Origin of the sequence: Nonomuraea sp. NPDC049684 (assembly GCF_044465345.1) — a bacterium.
Classification (GTDB): domain Bacteria; phylum Actinomycetota; class Actinomycetes; order Streptosporangiales; family Streptosporangiaceae; genus Nonomuraea.
In genome coordinates this window covers 193,835-211,232 of sequence record NZ_JBITLO010000001.1, presented here as the reverse complement: position 1 = coordinate 211,232, position 17,398 = coordinate 193,835, and the positions used below count along the sequence as shown (strand labels likewise).

Annotated in this window: 15 protein-coding genes; 3 read left to right on the top strand and 12 right to left on the bottom strand. The window is 71.9% G+C overall.

What is annotated here, in order from left to right; translation table 11 throughout:
- The first annotated feature begins 118 nt into the window (after window positions 1–118).
- The gene (locus ACIBST_RS00950; protein WP_352351738.1) at window positions 119–493 is read left to right on the top strand and encodes a thioredoxin family protein; all 375 of its coding nucleotides are present in this window, start codon (window positions 119–121) and stop codon (window positions 491–493) included.
- Here the strand turns inward: ACIBST_RS00950 and ACIBST_RS00945 are convergent.
- Entirely contained in the window at window positions 459–1,910 is a 1,452-nt protein-coding gene (locus tag ACIBST_RS00945) for an MFS transporter (RefSeq protein WP_397167947.1), read from the bottom strand. The two genes, ACIBST_RS00950 and ACIBST_RS00945, sit on opposite strands and share 35 nt — an antisense overlap.
- 26 nt (window positions 1,911–1,936) lie before the next feature.
- Here ACIBST_RS00945 and ACIBST_RS00940 point away from each other — a divergent pair, with 26 nt between their 5' ends.
- Entirely contained in the window at window positions 1,937–2,788 is an 852-nt protein-coding gene (locus ACIBST_RS00940; protein WP_397167946.1) for a LysR family transcriptional regulator, read from the top strand.
- 43 nt (window positions 2,789–2,831) lie between these two features.
- Here ACIBST_RS00940 and ACIBST_RS00935 read toward each other — a convergent pair whose 3' ends face one another.
- The 4 genes from ACIBST_RS00935 to ACIBST_RS00920 form a co-directional block, all read right to left on the bottom strand.
- Window positions 2,832–3,599, bottom strand: a complete 768-nt coding sequence (locus ACIBST_RS00935; RefSeq protein WP_397167945.1) for an SAM-dependent methyltransferase — start codon at window positions 3,597–3,599, stop codon at window positions 2,832–2,834.
- A gap of 250 nt (window positions 3,600–3,849) precedes the next feature.
- Complete coding sequence (locus ACIBST_RS00930; RefSeq protein WP_397167943.1) at window positions 3,850–5,187, bottom strand: class II 3-deoxy-7-phosphoheptulonate synthase; 1,338 nt, start codon at window positions 5,185–5,187, stop codon at window positions 3,850–3,852.
- A gap of 68 nt (window positions 5,188–5,255) precedes the next feature.
- Window positions 5,256–6,452, bottom strand: coding sequence for an FAD-dependent oxidoreductase (locus ACIBST_RS00925; RefSeq protein ID WP_397167941.1), 1,197 nt, complete (start codon window positions 6,450–6,452; stop codon window positions 5,256–5,258).
- A gap of 95 nt (window positions 6,453–6,547) precedes the next feature.
- Entirely contained in the window at window positions 6,548–7,495 is a 948-nt protein-coding gene (locus tag ACIBST_RS00920; protein WP_397167939.1) for a LysR substrate-binding domain-containing protein, read from the bottom strand.
- A 77-nt stretch (window positions 7,496–7,572) separates the two neighbouring features.
- Between ACIBST_RS00920 and ACIBST_RS00915 the strand changes: the two genes are divergently transcribed.
- Window positions 7,573–9,816, top strand: a complete 2,244-nt coding sequence (locus ACIBST_RS00915; RefSeq protein ID WP_397167937.1) for a M64 family metallopeptidase — start codon at window positions 7,573–7,575, stop codon at window positions 9,814–9,816.
- Here the strand turns inward: ACIBST_RS00915 and ACIBST_RS00910 are convergent.
- Genes ACIBST_RS00910 through ACIBST_RS00880 form a run of 7 tightly spaced genes read right to left on the bottom strand, consistent with a single transcriptional unit; the run spans window position 9,763 to window position 17,222 of the window.
- A complete protein-coding gene (locus ACIBST_RS00910; RefSeq protein WP_397167936.1) occupies window positions 9,763–10,755 on the bottom strand; it encodes a phosphotransferase family protein in 993 nt (330 codons plus the stop codon). The genes ACIBST_RS00915 and ACIBST_RS00910 overlap by 54 nt on opposite strands.
- 18 nt (window positions 10,756–10,773) lie before the next feature.
- Window positions 10,774–11,601, bottom strand: a complete 828-nt coding sequence (locus ACIBST_RS00905) for an aldose 1-epimerase family protein (RefSeq protein ID WP_397167934.1) — start codon at window positions 11,599–11,601, stop codon at window positions 10,774–10,776.
- A 54-nt stretch (window positions 11,602–11,655) separates the two neighbouring features.
- Window positions 11,656–12,654, bottom strand: a complete 999-nt coding sequence (locus ACIBST_RS00900) for a LacI family DNA-binding transcriptional regulator (protein ID WP_397167932.1) — start codon at window positions 12,652–12,654, stop codon at window positions 11,656–11,658.
- Window positions 12,635–14,044, bottom strand: coding sequence for a GH1 family beta-glucosidase (locus ACIBST_RS00895; RefSeq protein ID WP_397167930.1), 1,410 nt, complete (start codon window positions 14,042–14,044; stop codon window positions 12,635–12,637). The genes ACIBST_RS00900 and ACIBST_RS00895 overlap by 20 nt, the downstream gene beginning before the upstream one ends.
- Window positions 14,041–14,871 carry a carbohydrate ABC transporter permease gene (locus ACIBST_RS00890; RefSeq protein WP_358293033.1) on the bottom strand — a complete coding sequence of 277 codons (831 nt, stop codon included), beginning with the start codon at window positions 14,869–14,871 and terminating at the stop codon, window positions 14,041–14,043. The genes ACIBST_RS00895 and ACIBST_RS00890 overlap by 4 nt, the downstream gene beginning before the upstream one ends.
- Window positions 14,868–15,824: a carbohydrate ABC transporter permease gene (locus ACIBST_RS00885; RefSeq protein WP_397167928.1), complete on the bottom strand. Its 957-nt coding sequence runs from the start codon at window positions 15,822–15,824 to the stop codon at window positions 14,868–14,870. The genes ACIBST_RS00890 and ACIBST_RS00885 overlap by 4 nt, the downstream gene beginning before the upstream one ends.
- Before the next feature lie 57 nt (window positions 15,825–15,881).
- The gene (locus ACIBST_RS00880; RefSeq protein WP_358293029.1) at window positions 15,882–17,222 is read right to left on the bottom strand and encodes an extracellular solute-binding protein; all 1,341 of its coding nucleotides are present in this window, start codon (window positions 17,220–17,222) and stop codon (window positions 15,882–15,884) included.
- Window positions 17,223–17,398 lie beyond the last annotated feature (176 nt).

Sequence of the window (17,398 nt, the reverse complement as noted above, 5' to 3'; positions counted from 1 at the left end):
CTTCCGGCGTTCCGGATCGCCCGCCGCGGCGGGCTTGCGGGCCCTCAGGGCATGGAATGCTGGTGGGGGGTACGTGGTTGACACGGTTGCAATTTCACCGAAAGAGCGAGGAGCCGTTGTGGCGACCATCGAAGTAACAGAGAAGAACTTCAACGACATCGCCGACAAGGGCATCGTGCTGCTCGACTTCTGGGCGACGTGGTGCCCGCCGTGCAAGAAGTTCGGGCCGATCTTCGAAGCGGCCTCCGACAAGCACGACGACATCACCTTCGGCAAGATCGACACTGACGCCGAGCAGGCGCTCGCCCAGGGCTTCGACATCACCTCGATCCCCACGCTGATGGCGATCCGCGACGGCATCGTGGTCTTCGCCCAGGCCGGCGCGATCCCGGCCCCGGCCCTGGAGGACCTCATCCGCCAGGTCCGCGCCCTCGACATGGACGCGATCCGGGCCGAGCTCAGCGAGGAGCTGAAGAACGCCGAGCAGAACTGACCCCGGCGGGCCCCGCCTGCACGGCGGGGCCCTCGCGTCGCCCCGCCCGCGCCAGGGCGGCGGCCAGCGGGAACACCGCGATCACCACGAGCGTGCCGGGCAGCCCGGCCAGGCGTGACAGCGCGCCCGCCACGCCCAGCCCGATCCCGCCGCCGACGAAGAACGTCAGGTTCAGCAGGCCCATCGCGCCGCCGCGCCGCTCCACCGGGAAGCTCGCCGACATCCGGGCCGTGATCACCACCTGGGCCAGCGAGAACGCCGGGAACCCGAGCGAGGCGGCCACCACCAGCAGCACCGCGGCCCATCCCGCCGGCCCGCCGGGTCCGTCCTGCCCGTCCTGCCCGCCGGTGAGCGCCCCGGCGAGCCCCGCCGCGACCAGGCAGAGCGCGAACGCCGCCGCCACGGCGGGCAGCAGCCACGACCGGGTGCCCGCGATCCTGGCCAGCACCACGCCCACCAGCGCGCCCGGCAGCAGCCAGACGCCGATCGTCAGCACGCTCCACCCGTGCACCCCGGCCAGGAGTTGCGGGGCGGCCCACATGGTGGCGAACAGGCCGCCGTACACGCCGACGCCGATCAGGGCGGCCCTGCGGAAGACGCGGTCGGCCGGCAGGTCAGGCGGGACGAACGCGCCCGCGACCGTACGGGTGCGCCGGACCAGCGCGGCCCCCGCGAGCGCCGCCACCACCCCGGCCAGCGCCGCGACCGGCCAGGCCAGTCCCAGGTTTGCCGACTGGACGAGCACGAGGAACGCCGACACGCCCGCCGCCAGCAGCCCCGCGCCCACGACGTCCACCCGGCCGCCCGACCCCGCCCGCCGCGCCACCGGCAGGCAGAACGGCACCGCCACCAGCGCCAGCGCGGGCAGCGCGAGCGTGAGCCGCCACGACAACGCCTGGGTGACCAGCCCGCCGGCCAGCGTCGCGCCCGCCGAGAACACCGCCATCGCGCTGCCGAACCAGGCCAGCACCGCCTGGCGCCGCTCCGGCTCGGCCGTGGCCGCCAGGTTCAGCGCGACCGCCGACAGCGCGCCCGACCCCGCCGCCAGCACCGCCCGCGCCGCCACGAGCGCGGGCAGCGACGGCGCCACCAGGCAGGCCAGCGCCCCCGACGCCAGCACCGCCGAGCCGAGCAGCAGCGTGCGGCGCACCCCCCACGCGTCCGACAGGCGCCCGAACAGCGCCGTCCCGATGCCCAGCGCCAGCGCGTGCGCGGTCAGCACCCACACCACCGCGCCAGGACGCGCCCCCAGCTCGGCGGCGACGTCCGGCAGGGCCACCCCGGCCGCCGTGACGCCGAACACGGCCGGGCCGAAGAGCGCGCCCAGCCTGATCCCGATCGATCCACTCCCGTTCATGCGGGCCAGTCCATCGCGGGAAGAGCGGGCGAACCAGGAGACGTTCTCCTGGACAGTCATCACGGATCATGATGAATGGAGACACAGTGGAGCTGCGGCAGCTCGCCTACTTCGTCGCCGTCGCCGACGAGGGCGGCTTCGGCCGGGCCGCCGAGCGGCTGCACATCGTGCAGCCCGCGGTCAGCCAGCAGGTGAGCAGGCTGGAACGCGAGCTGGGCGCGCGCCTGTTCGACCGGTCGACCCGGCACGTACGGCTGACGGAGGCGGGGGAGCGGCTGCTGCCCGAGGCCCGCGCGGTGCTGGCCGCGGCCGAACGGGCCCGCCGGGCGGTCACCGGCCACCTGGCCGAGACGACCCTGCGGCTCGGCGTGTCGGCCGCGCCCGGCACCCGCCTGTACCCGATGCTCGACCGGCTCGACCGCGGCCTGCGGGTCCGGCTCAGCAAACAGGGGCTGGCCGAGCGGCTGGCGGCGGTGCGCTCGGGCGACCTGGACGCCGCCCTGGTGCGTCTCGTGGACGCCGCGCCCGGCCTGGAGTTCTTCCCCGCCTGGACCGAGCCGCTGGTCGTGGCGCTGCCAGCCGCCCATCCGCTGGCCGGCTCCGGCACGCTCGGCCTCGCCCAGCTCGGCGACCTGCCCGTACGGCTCGCCCCCCGCGAGCGCAACCCGCCCTTCCACGACCTGGTCACCGGAGCCCTGGCGCGGGCGGGCGTGGACCCGCCGCGCGGCCCGGCCTTCACCGGCCTGCACGACACGCTCATCGACCTGGCCTCGGGCCCGCCGTCGTGGACGCTGTTCTACCCGGTCTTCGACGAGCTGCCGCCGGTCCGCGGCGTGGCCTACGCCGGCCTGGACGAGCCCGAGGTGCGCACGTACCTGGCCGTGCCGGCCGGGCCGCCGACGGCCCGGGTGCGGCAGCTCCTGGCGGCCCTGCCCTGACCGCGCCCGGGGCGAGGGCCCCGGGCCGGGATCCGGCCGTCCGTCAGGGCTTGCGGGCGACGCCGACGTAGCCGACGTCGGTGCCGTTCGTCAGGGCGGGCGGCTCGGTGGGACGCCAGTCCTGGGGGAAGACCAGGCCCGGGTCGGCCAGCTCGTAGCCCTCGAAGAAGGCCAGGATCTCCTTGTCGGTCCGCAGGCTCAGCGCGGCCGTGGCCTGGTTGTAGACCTCCAGCGCCTGCGGGGTGGTGTCGGGCTTGGCGTCGATGGCGTGGCTGATCACCAGGTGGCTGCCGGGGGCGCTGACCTCGCGCAGCCGGGCCACGATCGGGTGGGCCTGCTCGTCGGGGATGAAGTGCAGGATCGCCAGCATGAGGAAGGCCACCGGCTGGTCGAAGTCGATCAGCGCGCCAAGCTTGTCCAGCAGGGTGTCCACCTCGCGGATGTCGGCCTGCAGGATGTCGACGTTGTCCGTACGGGCCAGCAGCGCCCGGCCGTGGACGCAGACCACCGAGTCGTAGTCGACGTAGACCACGCGGGCCTCGGGTGCGATCTCGTGCGTGTTGCCCTGCGTCGGCAGCCCGGCGCCCAGGTCGACGATCTGCCGTACGCCCGAGTCCACCAGATGCCGCACGGCCCGCTGCAGGAACGCCCGGTTGGAGCGGGCGGCCTCCTTGGTGTTGGGGAACACCTTGAGGATCTGCTCGGCCGCGGCGCGGTCGGCCGCGAAGTTGTCCTTGCCGTCGAGGTAGTAGTCGTACATCCGCGCGACGTTGGGGACGTTGGGGTCGACCCCCTCGGGGGCACTGTCCACTATTTCTCCCGAAATTTCGGTCCTTCGGGTGATCATAGCCTCGCCGACCCCGCCCGCACTGGAATTCGGTTCGGTTTCCCGCGCGGCGCGCGTCACGAGCACGCGCCGCGCGGAACCGGCTCACCCTGGGCGGACACCACGCTCAGCGGTACGGCCCAGCCCCGGTGGACCTCAGCCCCGCCGGAGCCCAGCCCCGCCGGAGCCCAGCCCCGCCGGAGCCCAGCCCCGCCGGAGCTCAGCCTCGGGGAGCTCAGCCGCGGTACAGCTCGGCCACGCGGAAGGCGAGGTCGAGCGACTGGCCGCGGTTGAGCCGCGGGTCGCAGGCCGTCTCGTAGCGGGTGCCGAGGTCGCCCTCGACGATCTCGTGGCCGCCGCCCACGCACTCGGTGACGTCGTCGCCGGTGAACTCGATGTGGATGCCGCCCGGGTGGGTGCCGAGCGCGCGGTGGACCTCGAAGAACCCGGCGACCTCGTCGAGCACGTCGTCGAAGTGGCGCGTCTTGTGCCCGCTGGGCGCCTCGAAGGTGTTGCCGTGCATCGGGTCGCAGATCCAGGCCACCTGGGCGCCGGCGGCCGTGACCTCCTTGACCAGGGTGGGCAGGTGCTCACGGATCTTGGAGGCGCCCATCCGGGTGATGAACGTGAGCCGGCCGGGCTCGTTGTCCGGGTTGAGCTTCTGGATCAGCGCCAGCGCCTCCTCCGGCGAGGTCGTCGGGCCGAGCTTGACGCCGATCGGGTTGCGGATGCCGGCGAAGAAGTCGACGTGCGCGCCGTCGAGCTGGCGGGTGCGCTCGCCGATCCAGACCATGTGCGCCGAGACGTCGTAGGGCAGGCCGGTGCGCGAGTCGATGCGGGTGAGCGCCCGGTCGTAGTCGAGGATGAGCGCCTCGTGGGAGGAGTAGAACTCGACCGTGTGGAACTCCTCGGGCTCGGCCCCGCAGGCCCGCATGAAGGCCAGCGCCTGGTCGATCTCGCGGGCGAGCTGCTCGTAGCGGCGCCCGGCGGGCGACTCGGCCACGAAGTCCTGGTTCCAGGCGTGCACCTGGCGCAGGTCGGCGTAGCCGCCCTTGGTGAAGGCGCGCGCCAGGTTGAGCGTCACCGCCGAGGAGTGGTACGCCTTCAGCAGCCGCCACGGGTCGGGCTCGCGCGACTCGGCGGTGAACTCGAACCCGTTGACCATGTCGCCCCGGTAGGCCGGCAGCTCCACGCCGTCGCGGATCTCGGTGCCCTTCGACCGCGGCTTGGCGAACTGGCCCGCCACCCGGCCGATCTTCACGACCGGCACCTTCGCCGCGTAGGTCAGCACGATCGCCATCTGCAGCAACGTCTTGAGCTTGTTGCGCACGTTGTCGGCGGTCGCGCCGGAGAAGGTCTCGGCGCAGTCGCCGCCCTGCAGGACGAACGCCTCTCCGCGCGAGACGGCCGCCAGCTGCCTCTTGAGCTGGTCGCACTCGCCGGCGAAGACGAGCGGGGGCAGGCCGCCGAGCTCGGCGACGACCTTGTCGAGCTCACCGCGATCGGGCCAGTCGGGCTGCTGGGCCGCGGGGAGGGCTCGCCAGGAATCGAGATCCACGAGATTGCTGCTCACGAGATACGAGGGTATTCCACTGACCCGGCACCACCGACCCCCTTGTCCACGTTGTGAGAATGCATTTATCAGCTTTCGGGAGACTTCACATGCTCAGGCAGCACGCCGAGGCCGATGAAACGCCGCGGCAGCCGGTTGAGCAGCGGGATCCTGGTGAGGTCGCGCGGCATCCTGGACGCGTCGAACCGCCGGCCCAGCGCAGGCGTGATCACCCGGTTCTGCACCAGCCGCTGGGCCGCCTGGGTGACCCGCGTGGGCAGCATGCGCCGCCGCTGCAGCCGGTGCAGGACGGACTCCGGGATCGGCAGGCCCGCGGCGAGCGGCGCGGCCAGCAGGTTGGCGGCGGCCACCGCGTCCTGGACGGCCAGGTTGATGCCCACCCCGAACACCGGCGACATGGCGTGCGCGGCGTCCCCGATGCACAGGAATCCCGGGCGGTGCCAGCGGCGCAGCCGGTTGAGCGCGACCGTGAGCACGCTGACGTCGTCGAAGCCCTCGATCTGCCCGACCCGGTCGGCCAGGTACGGCAGCAGCGTGGCCACCGGCCGGCGCAGGGCGTCGATGCCCTGCCCGGTCAGCCGCCCGAAGCCGCCCTTGGGGATCAGGTAGGCGAGCTGCCAGTAGGTCTCGCGGTTGATGGCGACCATCATGTGGCCGCTGGAGATGCGCAGGAAGGTGTCGTCGGGGTCGTCGTCGTGGCGGGGCAGGCGGAACCAGACCACGTCCATCGGCGCGTGCAGGTCCTGGGGGACCAGGCCGGCGCGGGCGCGCAGCGCCGAGTGCCGCCCGTCGGCCGCCACGGTCAGCGTGGCCCGCAGCTCGTGCTCGCCGGACGGGTCGCGGTAGCGCACCCCGCGCACGGCCCCGCCCTCGCGGATCAGGTCGTGGGCCTCGGCGTTCATCAGCAGCCGGAAGTTCGGGTACGCGCTCGCGGCCGAGGTGACCAGCTTGAGGAAGTCCCACTGGGGCACGAACGCGATGTAGTCGTAGCCGCCCGGCAGGCCGCGCAGGCTGGCGAGCCTGATGTCGCCGGCGTCGGTCACCAGCCGCAGCTCGTGGGCCTTGCGGTGGGGCAGCTTCAGGAAGTCCTCCGCCAGGCCGAGCTCGGCCAGCACGCGCAGGGTGGAGGGGTGGATCGTGTCGCCGCGGAAGTCACGCAGGAAGTCGGCGTGCTTCTCCAGCAGCGTGACCTCGACGCCGGCCCTGGCCAGCAGCAGTCCGAGCACGGCCCCGGCGGGACCGCCTCCGGCTATCACACAAGTCATAATTCATCACCCAATGAGATTGTGTCACGTCCCCGGAAATGAGCAAGCCCCCGCCGCCCTCCGGCGTGCCCCGGGCGGCGGTGAGCGGGGCGGGGTCAGGAGGGGAGGGGCGGGCGGCCGTAGCGGGCCGTCCAGGCGGTGTAGACCGGGCTGCGGGCCGCCACGGCGGCGTGGGCCGCGCGGGCGCTCTCCAGCAGCGCCGGCGCGTGCGCGGCGAACGACGACCGCCAGATGAGCACCTGGCGCATCCACAGCGGGTTCCCGCGCAGCGGCAGCACCGACACCCGCTCGCCCGGGTCGTAGAGCGCCTGGCAGGCCGACACCGCGTGCCCGGCCGCGATCAGCTCCCGCCGCACCCCGGCCTCCACGAGCTGGTACCGCCCGCGCGGCGTGAACCCGGCCCGCCGGCACGCCTCCAGCAGGTGCTCCGGCCAGCCCATCCCGTCGGGCGGCGGCAGCACCCACGGCTCGCCCGCCAGCTCGGCCAGCTCCACCTCGGTACGCCCGGCCAGCGGATGGGCGGCGGGCAGCGCCACGAACACCGGCTCGACCGCCACCACGCCCATCCCCATGGCCGGGCCGGGCCGCAGCTCGTGGTCGGGGTAGTCGGCCACCAGCGCCACGTCGAGCCGCCCGTTGGCCACCATGTCCACCAGCACCCGGACGTAGTGCTCGGTCTGCAGCGTGATCCGCGCCTCGGGCAGCGCGCCCGCCAGGTTGGCGACGAGGGGCACGACGACGGGGTTCTCGAAGCCCCCCACCCGGACCGCCTGCCCGGCCAGCTCGTACGGCCCGGCGGCCAGCAGGTCGTCCACCCCGGCCAGCACCACTCGCGCCCTGGCCAGCACGAACTCCCCGAACGCGGTGGCCGCCACGCCGCGGTGGTCGCGGGTGAAGACCGCCCCGCCGAGCAGGCGCTCGATCCGGCCGAGCTGGGCGGTGAGCGCGGGCTGGGAGACGCCGAGCGCCGCCGCGGCCCTGGTCACACTGCCGTGGTCGGCGATGGCGCGCAGCGTCCTGAGATGTCTCAGTTCGAGCTGCATCCCGCAGAAGCTATCACTCCGGAGTTATGCCCTTATGGGATGAGACTGCCGCATCCATCGGGCCGATAGTGCATGACATGCGTAGATTCGCGGCCCTGGTGCTGGCCGCCGCTGTTCTATATGTCCCATCCGCCCACGCGTCCGCAGCCGCCGACGGGCCCGGCGCGGCCACCGTCGTGCCGGTCCAGGTGACCGGCGCCCCGGCCAAGCGGTTCAACCTGATCGTCATGGGCGACGGCTACACCGAGGCCGAGCAGGCGAAGTTCCGGGCCGACGTGGACCGGCACCTCAACGTGATGTGGTCGATCGAGCCGTTCAAGACCTACCGCGACTACATCAACGTCTACCGGATCGACATCGTCTCCGGCGAGTCCGGCGTGAGCTGCGACCCCGGCCTGGACGCGCCCCGCCGTACCACGCCGCTGAGCATGGGCTTCTGGGGCGGCTGCAACCCCGGCAGCGTGCAGCGGCTGATCACCATGGACAACTCCGCCGCCACCCGGTTCGCCAACCTGGTCACCGGGACGACGTCGGGCAACCGGCAGATCCTCGCCCTGGCCAACAGCGGCACCTACGGCGGCGCGGGCGGCAGCTACGCCACCGCCTCGGGCAGCAACTCCATGTCCGCCCTGATCAGCCCGCACGAGCTCGGCCACTCCCTCGGCGGCCTCCAGGACGAGTACGACTACTACCAGCGCGGCGTCCCCGGCGGGACCTACGGCGGCGCCGAGCCCTCCAGCGCGCACCACAGCCTGCTGACCGAGCAGCAGATGCTCGACCAGCGCCGCAAGTGGTGGCGGTGGCTGGGCGAGGACAGCGAGTCCGGCGGCCCGATCGCCCGCTACGAGGGCGGCCTGTACTACACGAGCGGCGTGTGGCGGCCGAGCAAGCACTCCATGATGAAGACCCTCGGCTACTACTTCGACCAGGTCAGCCGCGAGGTCATGACCCAGCGCATCACCGCCAAGACCACGCTGATCCAGGACTCCGCGCCCACCGCCGCGCCCGTCGGGGCCGACCGGGTGCTCTGGGTCGAGCCGATGCGCCCGGCCGGGCACTCGCTGACCACCACCTGGGCCGTGGACGGCAAGAACCTGCCCGGCGACGCCGACGTCCTCGACCTGCGCACGCTGGGCCTGGCCGCGGGCACGCACACGGTCACGGCCACGGTCGCCGACCCCACGGAGTTCGTCCGGGACCCGGCCATCCGGACGGCCATGAGCAGGACCCGCACCTGGACCGTGGACACCACGCTCAGCACGCCGCCCGACGGCGTCCAGGCCGCCGTCGTGTCGTCCACGCCGACGGACCGCCCGGCCGGACGCGACACCGTCGTGTACGTCGAGACCACCCACCCGGCGGCGTCCGTCCCCGCCGTCACCTGGGCGCTGGACGGCCGGCCGGCGGGCACCGGCGCCGAGTTCGACCTGGGCGCGGCCGGCCTGGCGCCCGGCGCCCACACCCTCACCGCCACCCTCGGCGCCACCACGCTCACCTGGCAGGTCGACGCCACCGAGCCCACCACCGGCTACGAGCTGTCCGAGCCGCTGGCCCGCTCCGGCGACACCTACGTCTACAACGGCCCGTTCACGATGAAGCTCACCGGCGACGACGACCGCGACGGCTACGTCGTCTCGGAGTCCCGGGTGGACGGCGACGGCTGGTTCAACTACTTCGGCTGGCCCACCTCCTCCGAGCTGCCCTGGACGTTCACCGAGCAGGGCACCGTCATCGACTCCCTGGTCTACGGCAAGCTGCCGCGCGGCCGGCACACCGTCGAGTACCGCTCGATCGACGCCGCCGGCAACTACGGACAGGCCAAGAGCTTCACCGTCACCACCATCGCCCCGCCGCCCGCCTGCGACCGCACGGTCACCGGCGCGCACCGGGGCCCGCTCACCGTGGCCGGCGGCGTCACCTGCCTGAAGGACGCCGAGGTCACCGGCCCGGTCACGGTCAAGGCCGGCGCCTCCCTGGTGACCGACGGCGGCCGGATCAGCGGCACGCTCACCGCCGCCAGGCCCGCCGCCGTGCACCTGATCAGGACGCGCGTGGACGGCGCGCTCAGCGTCACCGGCGCCGCCCAGCTCACGGTCGTGGGCGCCGAGCTGCGCGGCGCGGCCGTGCTCACCGGCAACACCGCGCCGATCCTGTCCGGCGTCACGGTCAAGGGCGCGCTCGCCTGCACCGGCAACACCCCCGGACCGGCCGACCTCGGCGTGCCGAACCAGGTGGACGGCGCGGGCGGCGGTCAGTGCGGCAAGCTGTCAGCGGGCGTCAAGGGGAAGCCGTACGAGGCGGTCCAGGACGTCCGTCAGTGAGCTGACGGCCAGATCGCGGACCCTGGCGTACTCGGACTCCGGGTACTGCCGGGGTCCGTTCTCCACCAGCAGGATCAGGTAGAGGTAGGCGCGGTACAGGTCGAGCCGGACGCGGGCCGAGGAGGTCAGCTCCAGCGGCGTCACCTCGCGGTAGCCGGCCAGCAGCGGGTCGTCCTCGCGCAGCTCGTCGAAGATCGTCGGGGTGACGAACTCGGCGATCGGGTCGCCCCAGAACGCCCGCTCGTGGTCGATGATCGCCTGGATGCGCGGCTCGCCGGTCAGGTCGAGGAACACGTTCCCGGCCCAGACGTCGAAGTGCACCAGGCACGGCGTGGTCACCTCGTCCAGCACCGGCGCGGCCCGCTCGAAGACCGCCATGATCTCGGCGGCCGGGCGGGGCAGCGGCGCCGGGTAGCGCTCGGTGTCGGCCAGCAGCGCGCCGGCCATGGCCAGGAACGCCTCCCGCCAGGTCGAGCCGACGATCCCGGCGTGCGGGTAGCCGAACACCTCGCCGGTCACCGCGTTGAAGGCGGCCAGATGGCGGCCGAGCTCCCGGCGCAGCGCCTGCTCGCCCTCGGGCTTGACGTCGTTCCAGGAGACCCCGTCGAGCGCGGTCAGCATCAGGTAGTCGCCGCCGAGCACCGGGTCGTCGAACCCGGCCACCAGCAGCTCGGCCATCGGCACGCCCGCCGCGGCGGCCAGCTCGTAGGCGGTGGCCTCCATGCGCAGCAGGTTGCGCTCGTAGCTGAGCTGGTCGAGGTCGGGCGAGGGGGAGAGCTTGAGCACCACCTCGCGGCCGTCCTCCAGGGTCAGCCGCCACACGGCGTTGGCGTAACCGTCGGTCAGCTCGACGGCCGTGAAGACACCGGCCCCCACGGCCCGCCTGGCCAGCGCGTCGAGCTCGGCGGGCGATAAGCGGCGCTTGGTCCTGCTGTCCACGCAAGGCCCCTTCCGGGTTCAGGCGACGCTGATCGTCCAGCTCGCCACGTGTTCGTCGCCCGGCCGCAGCACGACCAGGTCGGTGCCGGAGTTGAAGGCGTCGGGCGGGCAGGTCATCGGCTCGACCGCGACGCCCTCGTAGCCGAGCTGCCGGCTCGTGCAGACCTGCACCCACGGCAGCACCGCCGGGTCCCAGGCGAGCCGCACCCCGCCGGCCCGCACCTCCCCCCGGTCGAGGCCGGTGAAGGCGTGGTCGATCACGGTGTCGCCGACCGGGCGCGGCTTCCTGAAGTCGTACGGGGTGCCGGCGACGTCGGCCAGGCCGGCCGGCAGCAGCCGGTCGTCGGTCGTCAGGTAGCGGGCGGCGGGCAGCTCCAGCTCCTCGCCCAGCAGCCACGGGTGGGGCCCGCAGCCGTAGGGGGCGTCGGCCTCGCCGGTGTTGCGGGCCGTGACCGTCGTGGTCAGGCCGCCCGCGTCGAGCCGGTGCTCGGCCGACAGCGCCAGCGCGAACGGGTAACCGGGGGCACCGGCCAGCTCGTACGTCAGGCGCGCCCGATCGGCCTCGGCCTCGGCCACCTTCCAGTCGACGACGGCGACCAGGCCGTGCAGCGCGTGACCGCGGTCGGGCTCGGTCACCTCCAGCCGGTGCGAGCGGCCCTGGAAGGTGTAGCGGGCGCCGCCCACCCGGTTGGGCCAGGGAGCCAGGACGGTGCCCGCGAAGTAGGGGACCGGGCCCTGCTCGGGCCAGGTCGTCACCAGGTCGCGCCCGCCGTGCCGGAGCATTCTGAGCGCGGCGCCGCGCGGGCTGATCTGCGCGGTGTAGCCGCCGCCTTCGAGCTGGGGCACGGGAGAAGGTCCTTTCGTCGGGCGTGCGAGCAGCCGGGCCAGGATAACGCCTGGTCAGGCAGACTCTCGGCGAACCAGGTGCGTGTCGAGGATCACCACGGGCTGGCGCAGCTCCTCGCCGTTGATGCGGGCCACGAGGAGCTGGGCCATCTGGCGGCCCATGGCCTCCGTGGGCTGGTGGACGGTGGTCAGCGGCGGATCGGCGTGCAGCGCCGCCTTGGAGTCGTCGAAGCCGATCACGGCGACGTCGCCCGGGATCGCCCTGCCCGCGGCCTTGAGCACGCGCATCGCGCCCAGGGCCATCGGGTCGGAGGCGGCGAAGACCGCGTCGAGCTCGGGATGGCTGTCCAGCAGCTCCTGCATGGCGGTGGCGCCGCTCTCCTCGGAGAAGTCGCCGAAGGCCACGATCTCCGGCAGCCCCGAGGGCAGCAGCGCGTCGCGGTAGCCGGCCAGACGGTCGACGCCCACGCCCATGTCCTGGGGGCCGGCGATCGTGGCGATCGCGCCCCGGCCGAGGCCCAGCAGGTGTTTGACCGCCTGCCGGGCCCCCGCACGGTTGTCCATGTCCACGAAGCTGTAGGGATCGAGGCCGACGGGCCTGCCGCCGAGCACGGTCGGCACGCCCATCTCCTCCAGCCTGCCCGGCAGCGGGTCGGCGCCGTGCAGCGACAGCAGCAGCACGCCGTCGACGTGCTGCCCCGTCAGGTACGTCTCCAGCCGCTCGTGCTCCTCGGGGGAGCGCGCCATCGCCAGGATCAGCTGCAGCCCGGTCTCGGCCAGCGCCGAGCCGATGCCGCGGATGGTGCCGGCGAAGTACGGCTCGTCGAAGACCCGGAACTGGGACTCCGACACCACCAGGGCGACCGTGTCCGTGCGGCGCGTGACGAGGGCGCGCGCCGCCCTGTTGGGCACGTAGCCCAGCTCGCGGATGGCCAGCTCGACGGCCTCGCGGGCCTTCGCGCTGACGTTCGGCGAGCCGTTGATGACTCTCGACACCGTGCCCCGGCCCACACCGGCCCGAGCCGCGACTGCCTCAAGAGTCGGTCGGTTCATGTCGCCTATTCTGCCGGATGATCTCCGAGTACCAGTGCGCGCTGTCCTTGAGCAGTCGCTCCTGGGTGTCGAAGTCGACGTGGACCAGGCCGAAACGCTTGCCGTAACCCCAGGCCCACTCGAAGTTGTCCATCAGCGACCAGGCGAAGTAGCCCTGCAGGGGCACGCCCGCGTCGATCGCCTGCCTGCACGCGCCGAGGTGCGCCTCCACGTACGCCTGCCGCTGCGCGTCGTGGATGCGGCCGTCGGCCAGCACGTCGTCGAAGGCGGCGCCGTTCTCGGAGACCACCATCGGGATCGGCGGGTAGTCCCGCGCCACCCGGGTGAGCACCTCCACCAGGCCGTCCTCGTCGATCTCCCAGCCCATCGCGGTGACCGGACGGCCGCCGTTGACGAACGAGACGTGCTCGCTGCCCACCCACGGCGAGGCCGTGTCCGTGGGGGCCGCCGCCGCCGACGCCCTGCCGCCGGGCGCGCCGGAGACCGTGAAGCGGCTGTAGTAGTTGACCAGCAGCACGTCGATCGGCGCGTTGATGATCTTCATGTCACCCGGCCGCACGAGGTCGTCGTCGATCGGGATGTCGTTCAGGACGTCCTCGGGGTAGCGGCCGGTCAGCATCGCGTCCAGGAAGAACCGGTTCTGCAGGCCGTCGATGCGGCGGGCCGCGTCCAGGTCGGCCTCGCTGCCGGTCTCGGGGGAGATCGCGTACAGGTTGACGCAGCCGCCCGCGCGGCGCGCGTCCATCGCCTGGACGGCCAGGCCGTGGGCCAGGTTGAGGTGATGCGCGCCCCTGATCGCGTTGCGCGGCTCACGCCGGCCGGGGGCGTGCTCGCCCGAGGCGTAGCCGAGGAACGCGGCGCACCACGGCTCGTTGACCGTGCTGAAGGTGTGGACGTGGTCCTTCAGCGCCTCGTGCACGATCGTGGCGTACTCGGCGAAGCGGTAGGCCGTGTCGCGGTTGGGCCAGCCGCCCTTGTCCTCCAGCTCCTGCGGCAGGTCCCAGTGGTAGAGGGTCAGCCACGGGTCGATGCCGTTCTGCCGGAGCTCTTCGGTGAGCCGCTTGTAGAAGTCCAGGCCCTTCTGGTTGACCGCGCCCGAGCCGGTCGGCTGGATCCGCGGCCAGGACACCGAGAAGCGGTAGGCCGTCAGGCCCAGGTCCGCCATGATGGCGACGTCCTGCCGGTATCGGTGGTAGTGGTCCATGGCCACGTCCCCGTGGTGCCCGTTGAGCACCCGTCCGGGGGTCTTGGTGAAGGTGTCCCAGATGGACGGGCCGCGTCCGTCCTCGGTGACCGCGCCCTCGATCTGGTACGCCGAGGTGGCCGCGCCGAACGCGAAACCGGGAGGGAAGCGCAGCCCGGGACGAATCTGTTCCTCTTGTGTCGTCACGCCTTGACCGCACCTTCCATGAGTCCGCCGACGATCTGGCGGCCGAATGCGACGAATACCGCGATGAGCGGAATGATGGACAGCGCGGTACCCGCGAAGATCAGCGAGTAGCTGGTCGAGTAGCGCGCGTTGAGCGAGTTGATGGCGATCTGCACGGTCGGGTTGTCCGGCGTCAGCACGATCAGCGGCCACATGTAGTCGTTCCACATGAGCATGAAGGTGTTGATGCCGAGCACCGCCATGCCCGGACGCACGGCCGGCAGCACGACGTTCCACCAGATCCGCAGCGTCGCCGCGCCGTCCACCCTGGCCGCCTCGACCAGTTCGTTCGGCACGGCCTGCCGCGTGTACTGCGTCATCAGGAACACGCCGAACCCGTTGAGCAGGTACGGCAGGATGATGGCCTTCAGCGTGCCGGTCCACTCCAGGCTCACCATCATGCGGTAGAGCGGGACCACGCCCATCTGCTGCAGCGGCACCGCCATCGTCAGCAGCACGAGCAGCAGCAGGATGTTGCGGCCCTTGAACTGCAGGCTGGCGAAGGCGAACCCGGCCAGGGTGGAGATGATCACCACGGACACGGTGACGATCGCCGCGCTGAAGAAGGAGTTGGTCAGGCCGAGCAGGAAGTGCGCGTCCTCGTTCTCCAGCACCGCGACGATGTTCTCGCCGAGGTTGCCGCCGGGCAGGAACTTCGGCGGCACCGACACGGCGTCGGAGTTCGTGCGCGAGGCGATGACGAGCATCCAGTACAGCGGGAACGCCGACAGGAAGATGGCCACCCCGAGCATGACCCGCGTCATGACGGTCGGTTTCCAGCCGGTCACTTGGCGCCTCCGATCCGCCGGACGAACAGGAAGTTGACGGCCGCGCCGATCAGGATCAGCAGGAACAGCAGCCAGGCGGCGGCCGCGGCGTAGCCGTAGTCGAACTCGCGGAAGCCCTGCTTGACGACGAACATCGCCACCGTCTGGAACTGGCCCTGCGAGCCGCCGTCCACGTTGCCGTTGTAGAAGGTGGTCGGCTCGGAGAACAGCGTCAGGCCGCCGATCGTGGAGTTGAGCACCACGAAGATCATGGTCGGGCGCAGCATCGGCAGCGTGATCTGCCAGAACTGGCGCCGCCGGGACGCGCCGTCGATGGCGGCCGCCTCGTACAGGTCCTTGGGGATCGTCTGCATGCCGGCCAGGAAGATGATGGCGTTGTAGCCCGTCCAGCGCCAGTCGACCATCGCGGCGATGGCCAGCCAGGACGGGAAGCGCTCGGCCCGCCAGTTGATCTTGTCCCCGCCGAACCAGCCCAGGACCCAGTTGACCAGGCCCCAGTCGCGCGCGAACAGCTGGGTGAACACCACCGCGACCGCGACCACCGAGGTGACCAGCGGCAGCAGCACGCTCATGCGGATCGGCAGCCGCCAGCGCAGCTTCTTGTTCAGCGCGTTGGCCAGGAACAGCGCCATCAGCATCTGCGGGATCGTGGCGAGCAGGAAGATGCCGACGGTGTTGGTGACGGCGTTCCAGAAGTCCTCGTCGGCCAGCAGCGCGGCGTAGTTGCCCAGCCCGGCCCACTTGGTGTCGCCGGCCAGGTCGTAGTCGTAGAGCGAGTAGTAGAGCGTGAAGGCCAGCGGGAACAGCCCGAAGGCGGCGAACAGCAGGAAGTACGGGGACACCAGGGCGTACGGCATGGCTCTGACGTCGAGTCGAGAGCGCCAGAAGCGGCCGGGTGGGCGGGCGCGGCGACGGTTGGTCCGCACCGGCCGCGGATGAGAGTCGAAGCTCATAAACAGACCTTTCGGCGGCAAGCCCGGCCCGCCAGTCGCGGGCCGGGCGGAGCAAGATCAGCCCGCGGCCTTCACCGCGTCGTCGACCAGCTGCTGCCAGGCCTTGTCGTAGGCCACCGAGCCGTCGTCCATGCCCTGGATGACCGACTCGACCGCGTTCTTGACCTGCGCGTGCTTCACCCCGAGGAACACCGGCTGCAGGCTCTCCGCCGACTTGGCGAAGATCTCACCGATGGGGGCGTCGCTGAAGAACTCGTTCTTCGCGCCCTGCACGGCGGCGTCGGCCTGGGCCTTGCTGTTGCTCGGCATGTTGCCGAAGTCGGTGAAGATGCTCGCCTCGGTCTGCGCGCTGGTCAGGTAGTCGGCGACCTGCGCGGCCTCCTTCGGGTGCTTGGACTGCTTGGGCACGGCCACCCACGAGCCGCCCCAGTTGCCGCCGCCGCCGGGCACCGAGGCGACGTCCCACTTGCCCTTCATGCCGTCGCCGGCGTTGCCGGAGACCACGCCGAGCATCCAGGACGGGCAGCCGACCGTGGCGAAGGCGCCCTTCTGGGTGCCCGCCGCCCACTCGTCGGTGAAGTTGCGCAGCTTGGCCGTCAGGCCGGACTGGCTGAGCTTGGAGGCGAAGTCGAAGCCCGCCTTCACCGCCGGGTTCTTGTCGACGATGAGGTTGTTGTCCTTGTCGAAGTAGGCGACGTTGCCGTTCTTGGCCGCCTCCTGGTAGAGCACCACGTTGTAGAGCGTGTTGGTGCCGTCGGTGAACTTGGTGTCCTTCACCTTCGCCTGGAACTGCTGGCCGACCTTCATGAAGTCGTCCCACGTCGGCCACAGGGCGGCGACCTTCTCGCGGTCCGTGGGCAGCCCGGCCTTCTTGAACAGGTCCGTGCGGTAGCACAGGCTCATGCCGCCGATGTCGGTGCCGAGGCCGAAGATCTTGCCGTCGGCCGTCACGCCGTTCTCCCACTTCCAGGCGGGGTAGTCGGCCTTGCGGCCCTCAAGGCCGTACTCCTTCAGGTCGGCCCACCACTCGGGGTGCGCCTTGGCCAGGCCCATGCCGCCCTCGTCGATGCCGACGACGTCGCCCGCGCCGTTGCCGGACTGCAGCCACTGGATCATCTGGGGCCAGTACTGCTGCTCGAACTGGTCGGTCAGGTGCTCTTCCTTGATCTGGATGTCCTTGTGCTCGGCGTTCCACTTCTCGATGGCGTTCTTGTAGCCGAAGTTGGAGCCGCCGCCGAAGGTCTGCACCCGGATGGTGACGGGCTCGGCCGCCGCCGCGGAGGAGGCGGGAGAGTTGCCGGCGGCCGGCGTGTCGCCGCTGCCGCACGACGCGACGGTCAGCGCCGCCGCGGCCAGGGCTGAGGCCGCGGCCAGACCGCGACGCTTGCTGATCATCATGGGAGACCCCTTCTCGGGTGACTGATGGGAGGTGCACCGCGGCACGCGCTCCGCCGCGGTGGGAGTGTTTGGGAGCGCTCCCACAAAGGGTGCACTTACCGGCTGTGTCCGTCAATCCGCCGAAACGGAACCGTTACCAATCGTGCGTTTTGCCGCCCGTAATCAGGATTTAAGGG